The sequence below is a fragment of the Streptosporangium sp. NPDC000396 genome, assembly GCF_042898655.1.
Classification (GTDB): domain Bacteria; phylum Actinomycetota; class Actinomycetes; order Streptosporangiales; family Streptosporangiaceae; genus Streptosporangium.
Genome location: NZ_JBIAZA010000017.1, coordinates 41,103 through 56,832 on the forward strand (window position 1 = coordinate 41,103; position 15,730 = coordinate 56,832).

The 15,730-nt window shown below is 68.4% G+C and carries 17 protein-coding genes; 9 read left to right on the top strand and 8 right to left on the bottom strand.

What is annotated here, in order from left to right; translation table 11 throughout:
• Nucleotides 1–85 precede the first annotated feature (85 nt).
• Both ACFY2X_RS26490 and ACFY2X_RS26495 read right to left on the bottom strand, forming a co-directional pair.
• Nucleotides 86–1,360: an MFS transporter gene (locus ACFY2X_RS26490; RefSeq protein WP_389942551.1), complete on the bottom strand. Its 1,275-nt coding sequence runs from the start codon at nt 1,358–1,360 to the stop codon at nt 86–88.
• Nucleotides 1,357–2,517, bottom strand: coding sequence for a PLP-dependent cysteine synthase family protein (locus ACFY2X_RS26495; protein ID WP_389942553.1), 1,161 nt, complete (start codon nt 2,515–2,517; stop codon nt 1,357–1,359). The genes ACFY2X_RS26490 and ACFY2X_RS26495 overlap by 4 nt, the downstream gene beginning before the upstream one ends.
• Nucleotides 2,518–3,349: 832 nt before the next feature.
• Between ACFY2X_RS26495 and ACFY2X_RS26500 the strand changes: the two genes are divergently transcribed.
• Nucleotides 3,350–3,706 carry a winged helix-turn-helix domain-containing protein gene (locus ACFY2X_RS26500; RefSeq protein ID WP_389942952.1) on the top strand — a complete coding sequence of 119 codons (357 nt, stop codon included), beginning with the start codon at nt 3,350–3,352 and terminating at the stop codon, nt 3,704–3,706.
• Nucleotides 3,703–4,416 (top strand): cation transporter, encoded by a 714-nt coding sequence (locus tag ACFY2X_RS26505; protein WP_389942556.1) that lies wholly within the window; start codon nt 3,703–3,705, stop codon nt 4,414–4,416. The genes ACFY2X_RS26500 and ACFY2X_RS26505 overlap by 4 nt, the downstream gene beginning before the upstream one ends.
• A 160-nt stretch (nt 4,417–4,576) precedes the next feature.
• On the opposite strand, the gene ACFY2X_RS26510 is transcribed toward ACFY2X_RS26505, so the two are convergent.
• Nucleotides 4,577–4,777, bottom strand: coding sequence for a hypothetical protein (locus tag ACFY2X_RS26510; protein WP_389942559.1), 201 nt, complete (start codon nt 4,775–4,777; stop codon nt 4,577–4,579).
• A 380-nt stretch (nt 4,778–5,157) separates the two neighbouring features.
• On the opposite strand from ACFY2X_RS26510, the gene ACFY2X_RS26515 reads away from it, so the two are divergent.
• A complete protein-coding gene (locus ACFY2X_RS26515; protein WP_389942562.1) occupies nt 5,158–5,796 on the top strand; it encodes a hypothetical protein in 639 nt (212 codons plus the stop codon).
• Nucleotides 5,797–6,095: 299 nt separating this feature from the next.
• Here ACFY2X_RS26515 and ACFY2X_RS26520 read toward each other — a convergent pair whose 3' ends face one another.
• On the bottom strand, nt 6,096–6,917 hold the full coding sequence (locus ACFY2X_RS26520; RefSeq protein ID WP_389942565.1) for a class I SAM-dependent methyltransferase: 822 nt from the start codon (nt 6,915–6,917) through the stop codon (nt 6,096–6,098).
• A gap of 4 nt (nt 6,918–6,921) precedes the next feature.
• Nucleotides 6,922–7,566, bottom strand: a complete 645-nt coding sequence (locus ACFY2X_RS26525; protein ID WP_389942568.1) for a TetR family transcriptional regulator — start codon at nt 7,564–7,566, stop codon at nt 6,922–6,924.
• Nucleotides 7,567–7,730: 164 nt separating this feature from the next.
• Here ACFY2X_RS26525 and ACFY2X_RS26530 point away from each other — a divergent pair, with 164 nt between their 5' ends.
• The 3 genes from ACFY2X_RS26530 to ACFY2X_RS26540 are packed head-to-tail and all read left to right on the top strand — an operon-like array spanning nt 7,731 to nt 9,284.
• The gene (locus ACFY2X_RS26530; RefSeq protein WP_389942571.1) at nt 7,731–8,078 is read left to right on the top strand and encodes an ArsR/SmtB family transcription factor; all 348 of its coding nucleotides are present in this window, start codon (nt 7,731–7,733) and stop codon (nt 8,076–8,078) included.
• On the top strand, nt 8,075–8,884 hold the full coding sequence (locus tag ACFY2X_RS26535) for an MIP/aquaporin family protein (RefSeq protein WP_389942574.1): 810 nt from the start codon (nt 8,075–8,077) through the stop codon (nt 8,882–8,884). The genes ACFY2X_RS26530 and ACFY2X_RS26535 overlap by 4 nt, the downstream gene beginning before the upstream one ends.
• Nucleotides 8,844–9,284 carry an arsenate reductase ArsC gene (locus tag ACFY2X_RS26540; RefSeq protein WP_389942577.1) on the top strand — a complete coding sequence of 147 codons (441 nt, stop codon included), beginning with the start codon at nt 8,844–8,846 and terminating at the stop codon, nt 9,282–9,284. Before ACFY2X_RS26535 ends, ACFY2X_RS26540 begins: the two co-directional genes overlap by 41 nt.
• A 30-nt stretch (nt 9,285–9,314) precedes the next feature.
• Here ACFY2X_RS26540 and ACFY2X_RS26545 read toward each other — a convergent pair whose 3' ends face one another.
• From ACFY2X_RS26545 to ACFY2X_RS26555, 3 genes are all read right to left on the bottom strand, one after another.
• A complete protein-coding gene (locus ACFY2X_RS26545) occupies nt 9,315–9,662 on the bottom strand; it encodes an ArsR/SmtB family transcription factor (RefSeq protein ID WP_389942580.1) in 348 nt (115 codons plus the stop codon).
• Between the two features lie 32 nt (nt 9,663–9,694).
• Nucleotides 9,695–10,915, bottom strand: a complete 1,221-nt coding sequence (locus tag ACFY2X_RS26550) for an MFS transporter (RefSeq protein ID WP_389942583.1) — start codon at nt 10,913–10,915, stop codon at nt 9,695–9,697.
• A gap of 137 nt (nt 10,916–11,052) precedes the next feature.
• Nucleotides 11,053–12,222: an FAD-dependent oxidoreductase gene (locus tag ACFY2X_RS26555; RefSeq protein ID WP_389942586.1), complete on the bottom strand. Its 1,170-nt coding sequence runs from the start codon at nt 12,220–12,222 to the stop codon at nt 11,053–11,055.
• 341 nt (nt 12,223–12,563) lie between these two features.
• Here ACFY2X_RS26555 and ACFY2X_RS26560 point away from each other — a divergent pair, with 341 nt between their 5' ends.
• The 3 genes from ACFY2X_RS26560 to ligA all read left to right on the top strand — a co-directional run bounded on the left by ACFY2X_RS26560 (nt 12,564) and on the right by ligA (nt 15,710).
• The gene (locus ACFY2X_RS26560) at nt 12,564–12,815 is read left to right on the top strand and encodes a hypothetical protein (RefSeq protein ID WP_389942589.1); all 252 of its coding nucleotides are present in this window, start codon (nt 12,564–12,566) and stop codon (nt 12,813–12,815) included.
• A gap of 58 nt (nt 12,816–12,873) precedes the next feature.
• Nucleotides 12,874–13,455: a sigma-70 family RNA polymerase sigma factor gene (locus ACFY2X_RS26565; protein ID WP_389942592.1), complete on the top strand. Its 582-nt coding sequence runs from the start codon at nt 12,874–12,876 to the stop codon at nt 13,453–13,455.
• Between the two features lie 155 nt (nt 13,456–13,610).
• A complete protein-coding gene (ligA, locus tag ACFY2X_RS26570; RefSeq protein WP_389942595.1) occupies nt 13,611–15,710 on the top strand; it encodes an NAD-dependent DNA ligase LigA in 2,100 nt (699 codons plus the stop codon).
• Nucleotides 15,711–15,730: the final 20 nt, after the last annotated feature.

Below are 15,730 nucleotides of genomic sequence, written 5' to 3' on the forward strand. Positions count from 1 at the left end.
CTCATCCGGCGCCATGCTCATCCGCCGGGCCGCTCGGCGAGCGCGTTGCGGCCACCGGCACGCGCCCGCCGAGCGCCCACGAGGCCTATGCCGCTGACACCGCCTCAGGCGAGGCGGACAGGCGCCCCGATCGATCCAAGGCGCGTACGGCCGCCGCGCATCCGATGCCGATCAATGCCAGGGTCAGCCACGGCAGGCTGGGCAGGCTCGTCGTCTTGCCGAGGTCCAGTGCCCAGCCCGACAGCAGGTTGCCCGCGGCGATGCCGATGCCGGCCAGGGTGTTGTAGAGCCCGTAGTAGGTGCCCACCAAGCGTTCACCGCCGAGGGTGACGATGGTCGCCATCTCGAAGGGGTAGACGATCATGGTGGCCAGGCTGAGCAGCGCCGCCGTGCCGAGGACCGGCAACAGCAAGAGCGCGTGGGGGATACCTCCGGCCGTGACGGCGGTGGTGCCCGTCAGCGGTGCGGCCAGCACGAGCGGGGTGAAGGCCAGCCCCATCAGGAGCAGGCCCCGGGTGATGGCCTGGGACGGGCGCCACCGCCGGGCCGCCCACGCCGTCACTTGTGCCTGCCCGGCGATGGTCATGAGCCCGGAGAGCACGAAGATGAGGGTCACTCCGAGCTCGCCGGCCGTCATCCGGCGAACCTCCAGCGGCAGGCCGAGGTAGACCTGGAAGTTCAGCACGTACGAGCCGATCATGGCGAGTGCGAACAGTAGAAAGGGGCGGTTGGTGATCGCCTCGCGCCAGTCGAGCAGCACCGCGCGCTTTTCCCGCTCCCGGTTCCCGGCCTGGGGTGGCAGGGCCTGGATCTGGGCGATCGTCAGGACGGCGAACATCACGCCCGCGGTGAGGCAGACGAGGGTGAACGCCACGCCGTTGAGCAGCAGGCCGATGAGGGGCCCGATCAGGATGCCGAGCTGGTAGAAGGCATTGAACGCCGCGAAGGCCTCGACTTTGCGCTCGCCCGCCTCATGAGCGAGATAGGCCCGTACGGCGGGGTTGAACAGCGCGCCGGCGAACCCGGTCAGCGCTGAGGCGATCACCAGCGCGGGGAGGGACTCGGCCACCGCCAGCAGCAGGAACGCGATGGTGCGCAACCCGCATCCGGCGACGATCATGGGTTTGCAGCCGAGCCGGTCGGCGAGGGTTCCCCCGACCAGGAACATGCCCTGCTGGCTGAGGTTGCGGATGCCGAGAATGAGGCCGACCAGCGCCGTCGGCAGCGCCAGCGTGCCGGACAGGTGGCCCGCCAGGTAGGGCATCAGCATGTAGAAGCCGGTGTTGATGGTGAGCTGGTTGACCAGTAGCAGTTTCACCGGCCGGTCGAAGGACCGCGCCAGGGCCAGTGTGCTTCTCACCGCCGTGTCCCCTCATCGGCGCCTGTCCCTTCGCCGGTGACGGCGTGCCGCATGCCGGTGAGTGGATCGACCACGGTCTCGCAGCGTGCCCAGCGCGTCAGCTCGCGCTCGGCCGGGTGGCCGACCTCCTCCGGATCGAGCGCCATCGGCGAGCCGAGAAGGCCCTGGGCCGCGCAGTAGTCGTCGTTGAACACCGTGTCGAAGTAGCGGTGGGGGCCGTCGGGGAAGATCGCCGCTATCCGGGTGTGGCCGGGCAGCGTGCGGGCCAGCCAGGATGACACCAGGGCGACTGCCCCGACGCTCCAGCCGCCGGTGGCGTACCGCAGCGCCGCCAGGCGCCGGCAGGCCCATACCGCTTCCGGCGGCGCGACCCAGTGCACCTCGCTGAACAGCTCATACGCCACGTTGCGCGGATGGATGCTGCTGCCCAGGCCGCGCATGAGCCGGGATCGCGCGGGCTGCCCGAAGATCGTCGATCCTATCGTGTCGACGCCGACGAGCCGCAGGTCGGGATAGAAGCGGCGCAGTGCGCGGGCGACGCCCGCGCTGTGGCCGCCGGTGCCGACACTGCACACCAGCACGTCGATCCGGCCCAGTTGGCCGGCCAGTTCCATGGCCAGCCCCGCGTAGGCGGTGACGTTGTCGGGATTGCTGTACTGGTCCGGGCAGTAGGCGTCCGGGTAGTCCTTCAGCAGGTCGCGTACCTGCTCTCGGCGGGCCTGTTGCCAGCCTCCCACCGAGTGGGGCTCGGTGACGACGACGACGCGGGCTCCGTAGGCCGCCAGCAGGCGGCGCATGAGCGGTTCCATTCCCGGATCGGTCACCAGCGTCACCGGGTGACGGTAGACGATCCCGGCCAGCGCCAGACCCAGGCCGAAGGTCCCGCTGGTGGACTCCACGATGGGTGCGCCCGGCCGCAGGTCGCCGCGATCACGCGCCCGCTCCACGATGTAGAGCGCGGAGCGGTCTTTGATTCCCCCCGGGTTGCTGCCCTCCAGCTTCGCCCAGAAGCCGCGGCCCTGTCCCGAGACGATCTCTGGAATCCACAGGACCGGCGTGTTGCCGACCACGTGTTCCGGGGTGTGGCAGGTGTTTCCAGTGATCATCTGGCTGAGCAGAGGAGTGGTGATCTGTGTTGAATTAAGCGTGTATGTCATGATCCGTTCCCATAAATGCGATGTGGTCGACTCGCTTTTGGGCATGCTGAAGCCACGGCTCATGCCGATCGTGTCGAGCGTTGAGTCGTTCGCGAGCGTGCCCGTAGGGCGGCTATATGCGGGAAACGGATTTGAGTAAGAGCAAGGCCGCCCCTGGAAGCGGGCGGACCGGCTGTGAGGAATGCTGCGCCCATATCGGAGACGCCACGACGGCTGTCTCGGCCGTCACCGGGACGCAGGCGGGCCGTCCGCCGGGAATCAGGACACGCGTGCCGATGATCGGTGATCCAGCCGCCGCGCCGCACAGCGTGTGGTCATTCCCGGCGGGAAGTTGAGGGCACGGCATGCCACCCTGGAACACCGTTGAACCGATCGGGGCGTGAGGTCCGGCGCTCATGTCGCAAACGACCGCAGGTCGTTCGGCGTCGAACTCGTGATGGTGAGCCGCATGAGCGGATGCGGCAACGCATAACCCCAGGTGCAGCAGTACGACAATATCGAGTACGGCCAGGCACAGCGCGGAGAGAATGCCTCCGCGCTGTGCGACTCGCCGCATCGATACGATCATGACCACAAAAATACATTACTCTCCGTGGCTGATGGCTACCGGGGGTGACTTTCGTGCGATCCGGAGATTCCGGCCGGACGGGACGGCATCTTCCGTTCCGCGCCGACGACGTGCGTTCCGGTCGCCGTGGCCGCAGCGATGGCTATCGCGGTGAGGTCGTGCCCGCGGCAAACACGGCGCGCCGGTTTGCCCTATCGCTGACTTCTCGCCCTATTGTTCAGCTTGAACTGAATCAAGCCTTGGCTTTATCGTCAAGGCGTGGAGATGACGATAAAGCAGCCCGGTGTCGCCGTGGACGCCACGGCCCTGGAGCGGATCGGCACCGCCCTGGCCGACGGCACCCGGCGACGACTGCTCCTTGCCCTGCTGTGGGGACCGGCCTTTCCAGCGGACCTCGCCGACCAGCTGGAACTCACTCGCGGCAACGTGTCCAACCATCTGAGCTGCCTTCGCGGCTGCGGTCTGGTCACCGCCACCCCGGTCGGGCGCCGGGTTCGCTACCAGCTCGCCGACCCCCGGCTGGCTCGCGCGCTGGCCGAACTCGCCTCGCTGGTGCTGATCATCGACCACGACTCCTGCCCGCCCGGCTCCACCTGCTGCTCGGATCAGGAGACCACGTGACCACGCTCTCTCTCGGCCCGACCCCGGCACGGCGGACAGCGCTGGCCCGCCGGATCCGCTGGCTGGTGACCGCGACGATCACCTACAACGTGATCGAGGCGATCGTCGCCATCACCGCCGGCACGATCGCCTCCTCCGCGGCGCTGATCGGCTTCGGCTTGGACTCCGTTATCGAGGTCGCCTCCGCGCTGGCCGTGGCCTGGCAGTTCTCCAGCGCCGACCACGAGCGGCGTGAACGCGCCGCCCTGCGCATCATCGCCATCTCCTTCTTCGCGCTTGCGATCTATGTCTCCGTCGACGCGGTCCGAGCCCTCTTCGGCGTCGGGGAGGCGGAGCATTCCTCGGTCGGCCTGGTGCTCGCGGCCCTGTCGCTCGCCGTGATGCCCGGTCTGTCCTATGCCCAGCGGCGGGCCGGACGCGAACTGAACTCTGCCAGCGTGGTCGCCGACTCCAAGCAGACACTCCTGTGCACGTATCTGTCCGCGGTTCTGCTCGTCGGCCTGGCCCTCAACACTCTGTTCGGCTGGTCCTGGGCCGATCCCATCGCCGCCCTCGTCATCGCAGCCGTCGCCGTCAAGGAAGGCCGTGAGGCCTGGCGCGGCGACGCCTGCTGCGCCGTACCCGCGATCCCCCTCACCGGGGAGGGCGCCGAAGACGCATGCGGATGCGCTCCCGGCTGCTCATGCTGCGCGCCTTCGGCAGAGCGGTAGGCCGTTCGTCTCCTGAGAAACACGCGGTGTGTAGTACGCAGATCTCCCACGGGCGGCCAAGAACGCCGCCGGTCACCCCTGGCCGGCATCCACGAATGGGACATGCCCGCAGCGACGACATCAGCGGCTACCGCTCATCCGGCATGACGAACAGGGACGGTCACGCCAAGGTGCTCCTGTACGACCAGAACTGGACACCGATCAGGGTGATGATGCCAAGGAACCAGCTGATAAGGACGACTTCGCGGTAGCTGCACGAGCACGCAGTACGGCAGAGCACACCGATGGTGGAGAAGCTCTGGAAGATCAGCCAGTGCATGAACACCGCCCCGGCGGTGACAGCAGCCCGCAGGCCTGCCATGCGGCCATCGCCGCAGGCCGGGCAGGTCAGGCCGAACCGTCTTTCTGTAAGTGTTGGTCAGGCACTACTTCGTTGGATCCACGGCCGAAAACTACGAGGCCCCCTGCTTGAAGGTTTCGCTTCTACGGGGACTTCACGTCCCGTGTCAGGGGGAAAGAGAACACCTCCGCGTCTACGATGATCTGCTCCTGTCTCACCTATTACGCCTGCTGGGATTACCTCGGCGATCGGTCAATGGGTTCAAATTACCTGGTCCTGGGTTATCTTATTCGGCGCCCCGGGTATCACTGACCGTGCTGGAATAGTCAGAATCCATGAGTGTGCCGCCTTCTTTATCGGCATGCCGAATTCCCAAAATCCTACTCGTCGAAGGACTGGTCATGGAAGATCTGAAGCAGCGTCGCAGCGAAGTACTGGCACGGGTGCATGAAGCCCGGGAATCGCGGGTCAAGTCGCAGGGGGACGGGGAAGTCCTTGACCGAGAACTGGCCAGTCTCTGGCCGACACTTCCTTTCAGCTGGCTGACCGCATCGCTCTTCGCCACCGGGACGACTTTTGTCGGCTTCCTGTATAACACCGGCTTCAGCTGCTACGTGGTCTCGAACGGCGACGACAAGTGGCTCTGGGCGTCGAAGAGCACAAGAGAGGGGGCCATACGCTGGTCGCTATACCAAGACTCCGTCGGGAACCTCGTGATCAATGCAACGATCGGAGGGGCCGTCCTCTACTTCAACTGGCGGAATACAACGGGCGCCTGCAAGCTGTACGACAGTTACGATAAGATGACCGCACAAAAATGGGTAACGGGTGGAGTCTTCGACGGCGACTCGTTCCAGATCTACAATCCCAGCAATAAACAGTCCATTGGGGGCTGGTCCACGAGCGACAACGAGCTGTACAACAGAACGAACATCGTTTACCGTGATTTCGGATTCGAATTCATCAACCCAGCCGCATTCTCCGCGGACGACAGGCTGATCTACAGCGCATACATGAAGGAAATCGACGGCGTTTCCTGAGGCGATCTACAGAGGCCGGAATTGCGCATGGCGTTGTCGCGCCGCCGGTCCACGGCTCGGATTATCTGAGCTGGACCGGCACCCCGATCAATCGGCGGCCGCCCGGTCAGCCATGATCCAGACCTCTACAGGCAGCGCAACGCAGCGGAACGGTGCATTAACCGGATCAAAGAGTGGTGCGGGCCGGCCTTCCGCTTCGGCAAGACTTCCGAAGTTACCTCGCCGGTCTCCATCTACGCGGTGCCGTCATGTGGATCCGAAGCCTTCGGCCCATCTAAGGATCTGAGTCCGTACAGGCCCTAGAAACGGTAGTGCTGGATGGCGGTGCCCTTGCGCGAGATGGACGTGCTCCAGGCGGTCAGGAAGCTGGCCAGGCGAGTGGTCCACGGATAGTCGGCGACCTCGGGCTCGCGGCCCAGGAAGATCTCGCGTACCAGCTTCATGCGGGGCTCCAGGCGCTCGATGTCCTGCGGGGTGTCGAAGCCGGGAGACCTCAGGTAGGGGGCGACGGACTGGGTGCCGGCGTACTTCCTGGCCGCCCACACGTGGAACCGCGTGTAACCGTTGAAGCAGATCTCCCCCGTGGGGAAGTGGCGGATGAGACGGTCAAGGAGGGTGGCCAGCTCCTCCCTGGACAGGAACCCGATCAGGCCGTCGGCGACGATCACGGCCGGGCGGTCTGCGGGGACCTCGTCGAGCCAGTGGGGGTTATTGAGGTCCGAGCCGATGGTGTGGGCGTGGGGGCGCTCGGGGAGCAGCAGCTGCCGGGCCTTGGCCACGCCGGGCAGGTCGACGTCGTACCACTCGACGGTGGCGGGCGGGTCGACCCGGTAGACGCGGGTGTCGAGTCCGGCACCCAGATCGAGCCCGACCGCGTCGGGATTTTTGGCGATGAACCGCCGCACGATGTTGTCCATGACCAGCGAGCGGTGCGCGATGCCCGCGACGGGGCTGGCGGAGAGCTTGAACTGCCCGGCGTCGTAGTCGAGCTTCCTGACGACGTCGTCGGCTCTCTTGTCGCGCAGGATCGGGTGTTTGGCGCGGTAGTCGAGCGCCTTGCCCGCCAGGGTGAGCCAGAGCGTGTTCTCCAGCGGCGTGAGGTTGGGGAGGGTGATGGCCATCGTGTCAGTCCTTTTCCTGTGGTGAGTCGTCCAGCGCGGCCCTGGCCGCCTTCAGCGCGGCGTCGTCGGTGAACAGACCGTGGGTGTAGAGCTCCAGCGTGGGCAGCGCGAGGCGGCGCAGCACGTCGGGGCCGAACCGCTCGTAGCCCAGCGTGCGCGCCAGGGCGGGCGGCATGGTCAGCGTGGCCACGCTGTTGAGCACGTTCAGCACCGCCAGCGCCCGCACGTCCGAGGACGGGCGCATCGTGCCGTCGGCGATCCCGGCCCGCAGGATCTCCTCGGACTCGTCCACCAGTGTGTTGACGAAGGTGGCCGCGGCGGGCGTGTCCTCCTCGATCGCGCGCAGCATGTACTGCACCTGGAGGCGGTACTCCTCCGGGTTGGACAGGTATTCGCGAAAGAGGTCCTGCATGCCGCTCGGGCGGGCGTTGTCGGCCCGCTGGACCAGGATGCGCAGGACGTGCTCGTCGCAGACGCTCCGGAGCCTGTCCTTGCTGCCGAAGTGGTGGATGACCAGGCCGGCGCTCACTCCCGCGGTCGCCGCGATGGCGCGCAGGTTGGTCTTCTGGAAGCCGTCTCGGGCGAAGTGCGCGACGGCCGCGTTACGGATCTTGGCCTGGGTGGTCAGGTCCGATGATGCTGAACACATGTTTAGGATGCTAAACTTGTGTTTAATGCCTGGCAAGTCACAGGGAAAAGTCCCGCACCGGAGGGGCTGTCCATCTGACGTTCATTCGCCCGTCATCCCGCCGAGATCGACCACCGTCAATATTGATATCCACTGATATCGGCGAATCTCGATAAGGACAGGTCATGGAGGCATTGCCCCTGCTGGAGTGCTGCTCACCCCTCGCCCGCGAGCCGCTCAGCGAGGAACGGTCGGCCGGTCTGGCGCAGGTGTTCAAGGCACTGGGCGATCCGGTACGGCTGCGCATCCTGTCCATCGTGGCCGGCCATGCCGGGGGTGAGGCGTGCGTGTGCGACCTGACCGCGAGTTTCGCGCTGTCCCAGCCGACGATCAGTCACCACCTCAAGGTGCTCAAGGAGGTCGGCCTGCTCACCTCCGAGCGCCGCGCCTCCTGGGTGTACTACCGGATCGTGCCCGAGACGCTGGCCGAGCTGTCGGCCCTGCTCGGCATGCCCGCCGGGGCGACCAGGTGATCCCGCTCGCCCGTCGTGTCCTGGCCGAGTTCCTCGGCACCGCGCTGCTGGTGAGTGTCGTGGTCGGCTCCGGCATCATGGCCCAGACCCTGTCCCCGCACGATGTCGGCCTGCAGCTGCTGGAGAACTCCACCGCCACCGTCTTCGGCCTGGCCGTGCTCATCGTCACGCTCGGCCCGGTCTCCGGCGCCCATTTCAACCCGGTGGTGTCGGCGGCCGACTGGTGGCAGGGGCGGCAGACCGGGACGGGGCTGTCCGCAGGCGACCTCGGCGCCTATGCCGCCGCTCAGATCCTGGGGGCGATCGGCGGATCGATCCTGGCCAACGCGATGTTCGACAAGCCCGCGATCACCTGGGCGACGACCGGCCGCTCTGCGGCCCACCTGTGGCTCGGAGAGGCCGTCGCGACCGCGGGGCTGGTGCTGGTCATCTTCTGCCTGACCCGGTCGGGCCGTACGGCGCTCGCCCCGGCGGCGGTCGCCGGCTACATCGGGGCCGCCTACTGGTTCACCTCCTCCACCAGCTTCGCCAATCCCGCCGTCACCGTCGGCCGCGTCTTCTCCGACACCTTCGCGGGCATCGCGGTCGCCTCGGTGCCCGGCTTCGTCCTGGCGCAGCTGGCCGGTGGTGTCATCGGCCTGCTGCTGGTCCACGGCCTGTTCGGCCGCCCGGCCGCCCGGCCGCCGTCGCGGAGGAACCGGTCATCCCACACGCCGGCCATCGCTGACCCTTCACCTCCCGGCCATCCGGCCGGTGCGTCATCGCATGAGCTCGACAATCGACGGAAAGGATCCACTCGTGAGTGACAAGCCCAGCGTTCTGTTCGTGTGCGTGCACAACGCCGGCCGCTCCCAGATGGCCGCCGGGTGGCTGGCCCACCTGGCCGGCGACCGGATCGAGGTCCGCTCAGCGGGCTCGGCGCCCGCCGAGACCATCAACCCCGTCGCCGTCGAGGCGATGGCCGAGGTGGGCATTGACATCGCCGGCGCGACTCCGAAGATCCTCACCACCGAGGCGGTCCAGGATTCCGACGTGGTCATCACCATGGGCTGCGGCGATGCCTGCCCGTACTTCCCCGGCAAGCGGTATGAGGACTGGAAGCTGGACGATCCGGCCGGTCAGGGGATCGAGGCCGTCCGCCCCATCCGTGATGAGATCCGCACCCGGATCGAACAACTCATCAGCGAGCTCGACAGCGGGCGATAGCCCAAGCCGTCCAGGCGCGGTGCCGGAATTTCAGACCGCGGCGGGCTGCGCCAGCGGGGTGAACAGCTCACCCAGCCGGGCAACCGCGGCGGGGACGATCCAGTAGTAGACCCAGGTGCCGCGCCGCTCGCAGTCGATCAGTCCGGCGGTGCGCAATACCTTGAGGTGGTGGGAGATCGTGGGGGCCGTCAGGTCGAAGGCGTCGGTCAGGTCGCACACGCACGCCTCACCGCCGGCGTGGGAGCCGATCATCGACAGCAGGCGCAGCCGCACCGGGTCGGCGACCGCCTTGAGCAGCACCACCAGCTCGGCCGCGTCGGCCTCGGTCAGCGGCGCCCGGACGATGGGGGCGCAGCAGGCGGCGGTGGGGGTGGCCATCCCGTGACTCCTTATTTCGACATCCGTCTAAATTATAGGCGGTGGTAGGCGACCAAAGCCAATGCCGCGATTCCGCAGGCCAGCGCCACGGCACCCATCACCCAGCCGTAGCCGATCGCCTGGGCCAGGGCCACCCCGGCCAGCGGGGCGGTGGCCTTGTCGGCGACGGAGAACAAGGCGATCCGGCCGGACAGAGTGGCATAGACGGCAGTGCCGTACCGCTCGGCGAGCAGGTGCGGCAGGGTGATGGTGGCGACGCCGAAGCCGAGCCCGAACAGCAGCACGCAGCCGATCGCACCCGTGACGGTCCGGCCTGCCAGAGGCAGCAACAGCGCGCCGGCTCCCTGCAGGACGAAGACCGCGGCGGCCACGGGAGCGGCGGCCCAGCGGCGGCGCAGCCCGGTGGTGACCAGGCGGCCGGTGACCGACAGCACGCCCAGCAGCCCGGCGATGGCGGCGGCGAAGACGGGTGGGTGGCCGAGGTGGATCAGGTAGGTGACGAGCAGGACCGCGATGGTGGCCACGGCCCCGCCGTGAGCGGTGAAGGCGGCCACCAGCAGCCAGAACGGCCGCGCCCGCACCGCTGCTTTGACCAGGTCGGCGCGTTGAGCGGGCCCCCGCGCCGCCGGGATGGGGTCGGAACGGCGGCGCACCACGAAGGCGTGCAGCGGGATCGCGGCCACACCGTAGAGGGCGGCGAGGATGATCAGCGCCTGGCGCCAGCCGTACCGGTCGACCAGCAGACCGGACAGCGGCAGAAAGATCGAGGAAGCGAACCCGGCCACGATGGTCAGGGCGAGCAACGCGTTCGCCCGTGTCCGGCCGTCGAACCAGGTGACGATGACCGCGAACGCGGGCTCGTACAGCACCATGGCCGAGGCGATGCCGACGGCCACGAAGACGCCGTACAGCTGGGGCAGGCTGGTGACCTGTGACCAGGCCAGTACGGCGAGCGTGCCGAGCACCGATCCGGTGGTCATCAGGGCGCGGCCGCCATGGGCGTCCAGCCAGCGGCCCACGAGCGGGGAGCACAGCGCCATGGTCAGCACCGCGGCGGTGAGCGCGGCGGCGACCTGCGTTCTGTTCGCTTTCAGCTCGCTGGTCATGGGCACCAGGAACACCGAGAAGGCGTAGTAGAGCACGCCGTAGCCGATGGTCTGGGTGATCGACAGGGCCGCGACGATCCGCCGGCCGCGCGTGAAACGGCCGCCGCCCTTGGCCGGAGCGGCGGCCTGCGGAGCAGCCGTGCTCACGCGGACGCGCCCTGGCCGCCGATCAGCCGGCGGCCGTCCGCCGTCGTCTCGTGGTCGCAGATGAGGCGCAGCGCATTTCTTTGGACCGCAGTGGGGTGACCCTCCGGCATCAAGAGCCTCCTTTCGAGTGGTACGGCTCAGCCGCAGCAGCCGCCACCACTGCCGGCGTCGACGGTGGCCGGCGGCAGAGGTATGGACAGTAACCCGCCGCTGATCCCAGTGGCCAGCCCCACCCGCCGCTCCTGTGCCTCGGCGAGACTGGAGGAGCAGACGCCGGTTTCGGGCAGGTCGAGGTGGACCTCACGGGCCGCCTCCCAGTCTCCGGCGAGGGCCGCGACGACCGAGCGGACCTGCTCGTAGCCGGTGGCCATCAGGAAGGTGGGCGCTCGGCCGTAGCTCTTGACGCCGACGGCGTAGTACCCGGGCTCCGGATGGGACAGCTCGTTCACGCCATGTCCGGGTACGGTGCCACAGGAGTGCTGGTTGGGGTCGATCAGCGGGGCCAGCGCGCGGGTGGAGCCGAGAATCGGATCCAGGTCCAGGCGCAGTTCCGCGGCGAAGGAGTGGTCGGGGCGGTAGCCGGTCGCGGCCACGATCAGATCCACGGTCACGCTCTGCTCGGCGCCGGACGGGGCGCGGCTGATGACTTCGACGCCTTCGGCGGTCTCCCGCACGCGGTGGGTGAAGAAGCCGGTCAGCAGCCGGATGCGGCCGGACTCGACGTGCGCGCGCAGCCGGGTGCCGAGGGCGCCGCGGGCGGGCAGGCCGCTCCCGCCGAGCACGTTCGGGCTGGTGTATGTGCCGGAGGCGTCGATGACGGCCCGTGCCTGAAGTTCCTCACCGCTGTCGAGGCGGATCAGGAACGGCGCGTCGTCGCGGCCGTTGGTGCGGACGCGGTCATAGCCGAGGCGGCTGATCGCACTCACTTTCGCGCCAAGCCGTATCTTCGTCCCGAGGAGCTCGGCCAGCGGGGCGAGGTAGTCGGCGATGAGCTCGGCGCCGGTGGGCGGCCAGTCGGTGTCCGGCGCGTTCCAGCCGTCGGCCTCCAGCAGGCGGCGGGCGGCGGCGTCGATGTTGAACCTCCACGGGCTGAAGGTCCGCACGTGCCCCCATCGCGCAACCGAGGCACCGGCCTGGTCACCGGCCTCCAGGACCAGGAAGTCGATGCCACGTCCGGCCAGGTGGGCGGCGGCGGCCAGGCCGACAGGTCCCGCGCCGATCACCACCACGGGAAGTTCGGCGCCCTCGGCTCGGGGGGCGAGCTCCTTGGGCTCGACGGCCGCCGGACCGCAGCATCCACCACTCATGAGCGTCTCTCCTGAAAGTCGCGTGTTGATCATCAAGGGCTGATGGAGCATCAGGCCGTTGGCGCGGGCGCGGTCCACCGTGCCCAGGTACGGTAGGCGGCGGCGCGCACCTCGGAGCGGGCTTCGCCGAACGTGACGGCAGAGGCGATCCGGCGAACGCGGCGCGCGCATCACACACCTATTGTTTCGAAGTCTGTCTAAGTAGCACCCACCTTGCCTCTCTAATTAGAGGAATGTCAAATTAGGTGGTGGTCTAACCAGCCAGGTGCGCCGGGTGCATCCCTTTCCCGGATCGGCCGTCTACCCCGATGACGAACTTCCCAAGGAAAGGACGATCCGCCATGACCGCGCCCCATACTCCCGGCACCGGCACCGGCACCGGCACCGGCACCGGCACCGGCACCGGCACCGGCACCGGCACCGGCACCGGCACCGGCACCGGCACCGGCACCGAGACCGCGGCCGACGCCGCGGCCTGCTGCTCGGCCACCGCACAGCAGGCCTGCTGCGCACCCGAGGCCAAGGCCGAATGCTGTGGTGCTCCCGCCGGCGCTCTGGCCGCCGAAGCGCCCGGCAGCTGTGGCTGCCAGTGATCCACTCGGAGGGGCCGGCTTCGTCGGCCCCTCCCGCACGGGAAGGAACGACACCTCGATGACCTCGGCTCGTCAGGAAACCGCCGACGCGGCTCGGCTCTGGTCCGAGATGCGGGAACGACTGGTCGCCTTTGCCGCCCGCCGTATCGACTGCCCCGACGACGCCGAGGACATCGTGCAGGAGGTGTTTCTCAAGATGGGCCAGGGCATCGACGCGGTGCGCGATCACGAGCGGCTGGAAGCGTGGGTCTATCAGATCACCCGCAACGCGATCGTCGACCACCGGCGAGCCGCCCTCCGCGCGAACCGGACGCACGCCCGGGCCGCTTTCGACCGCAGCATGGGCCCCGGCGCGAATGACTTCGACAGGTTGGCGGCACTGGCCTGCTGCCTGAGCGCGATGCTGCCGCGGCTGTCCGGCCACTACCGGGAGGCCATCACCCTCACCGAATACGAAGGCCTCACCCAAGCCGAGGCCGCACGCCGTACCGGAATATCCGTCCCTGGCATGAAGTCCCGCGTCCAGCGGGCCCGTGCCCGGCTGCGCGAGATGGTGCTGGCCTGCTGTCAGATCGCGCTCGACGCCCGCGGCGGCATCCGGAAGGCGAATCCCGGCGGGCCGTGTTCCTGCACGACTTGAATCGATCGACTTCTATCCAGGTAACTGCGCCAGGGGCGTATGGATCGGCGCGCATCGTTCCCATGCCGGAGTCTGACGGTGGGCGGGTCACCGAATGGCTGTTACCGCGTGGCCGGTTCGCGTTGATTGTCGGTGGCGCACGGCACGATGTGCGCATGACTGACGCACCCCACGCCACCCCGATCGCCGACCAGGCCGAATACGCCCAGGCCGTGCAGATGGCCGTCGAGGCCGCCGCGGCCTACTACGGGGCGGGTGACTCCGCCGTCGACGACGACACATATGACCGGTTGGTGCGCGGCATCGAGGTCTACGAAGCCGCCCACCCCGAGCATGTGCTGCCCGGTTCGCCCACGGGGAAGGTCGCCGGTGGCGCCGTCGCCGGGGATGTCCCGCACACCGTCCCGATGCTGAGCCTGGACAACGTGTTCTCCGCTGAGGATCTCGCCGGATGGGCGGCCGGGTTGGAACGGCGCCTCGGCCGTCCGGTCACGGCGTGGAGCGTGGAGCCGAAGCTGGACGGGCTCGCGGTGTCCGCCCGCTACCGTGGTGGCCGGTTGGCGCAGCTCGTGACGCGTGGTGACGGGGCGGCGGGGGAGGACGTCTCGCATGCGATCGGCACCATCCTCGGCCTGCCCGAGGTGTTGTCGGAGCCGGTGACGGTGGAGATCCGCGGTGAGGTGCTGCTGACCGCGGCCCAGTTCGAGACCGCGAACGCGACCCGCACCTCGTTCGAGGGGGTGCCGTTCGCCAACCCGCGCAGCGCCGCCGCGGGGACGCTGCGTGCCAAGGACCGGCCGTATCACGTCGAGATGACGTTCTTCGGGTACGGCGCGCTGCCGTTGCCGCCTCATGACGATTCCGCGTTCGCGGGGCGTCTTCGGGAGCTGCCGCACAGCGAGATCATGAAACTGGTCGTCGATCTCGGTGTGCAGACCACAGGCGCCACCCCGGTCGCCGGCATCCGCGTCGCCACCCTGGAGCAGGCGCAGGCCCGGGTCGAGGAGATCGCGGAGGCGCGGGCCGGGCTGCCGTTCGGGATCGACGGAATCGTGATCAAGGCTGATCTGGCCGCAGACCAGGAGCAGGCGGGCTTCAGCTCACGAGCCCCCCGATGGGCGATCGCGTACAAGCTGCCGGCCGTCGAGAAGATCACCAAGCTGGTCGAGGTGGAGTGGAACGTCGGCCGCACCGGGATCATCGCCCCGCGCGCGGTGCTGGAGCCGGTGCGGCTGGACGGAAGCGTGGTCACCTATGCCACCCTGCACAACCCGGCCGACATCACCCGCCGTGGCCTCATGCTCGGCGATCACGTGACCGTCTACAAGGCCGGTGACGTGATCCCGAGGGTCGAGGCACCGGTGGTCCACCTGCGAACCGGCGCCGAGCAGCCGATCTCGTTTCCGGAGACCTGCCCCCGGTGCGGCGGCGGCATCGACACCTCCCAGCAGCGGTGGCGATGCGAGCGCGGCCGCGCCTGCCACGCGGTCGCCTCGGTCAGTTACGCGGTGGGCCGTGACCAGCTCGACATCGAAGGCCTCGGGCAAACCCGTATCGTCCAGTTCGTCGAGGCGGGGCTGATCGGCGACTTCGCCGACCTGTTCACCCTCACCCGTGAGCAGATCATGGCCCTGGACCGGATGGGGGAGACCAGCACCGACAACCTGCTGGCCGCCATCGAGCGGGCCAAGGGCAAACCGCTGAACAAGGTCTTCTGCGCGCTGGGTGTCAGGGGGACCGGACGGTCGATGTCGCGGCGGATCGCCCGTCATTTCGGATCGATGGACGCGATCCGCGTCGCCGATGTCGAAGGCGTCCAGGCCGTCGAGGGAATCGGGCCGGAAAAGGCCGCCGTGCTGGTGGCCGAGCTCGCCGAGATCGCACCGCTCATCGACAAACTGGTGGCCGCCGGGGTCAACATGACCGAGCCGGGCGTGACCGTGTCCGCCCCCTCCGACCCCTCCGGCCCCGCCGACATCGGGCCGGACGGCCTCTCCGCGGCCGAGTTGCCGCTCGCGGGAATGGCCGTCGTGGTCACCGGCTCGATGAGCGGCCCGTTGGAGACGCTGTCCCGTAATCAGATGAACGAGCTCATCGAACGTGCCGGCGGCAAGGCGTCCTCCAGCATCTCGGCCCGCACCTCCCTGCTCGTGGCGGGGGAGAAGGCCGGCTCCAAAAGGGACAAGGCCGCGGCGCTGGGTGTGCGGATCGTCACCCCCGAGGAGTTCGCCACCCTCGTCCACACCTTCGTCTGACCGGAGGAGCCGGATCGCCG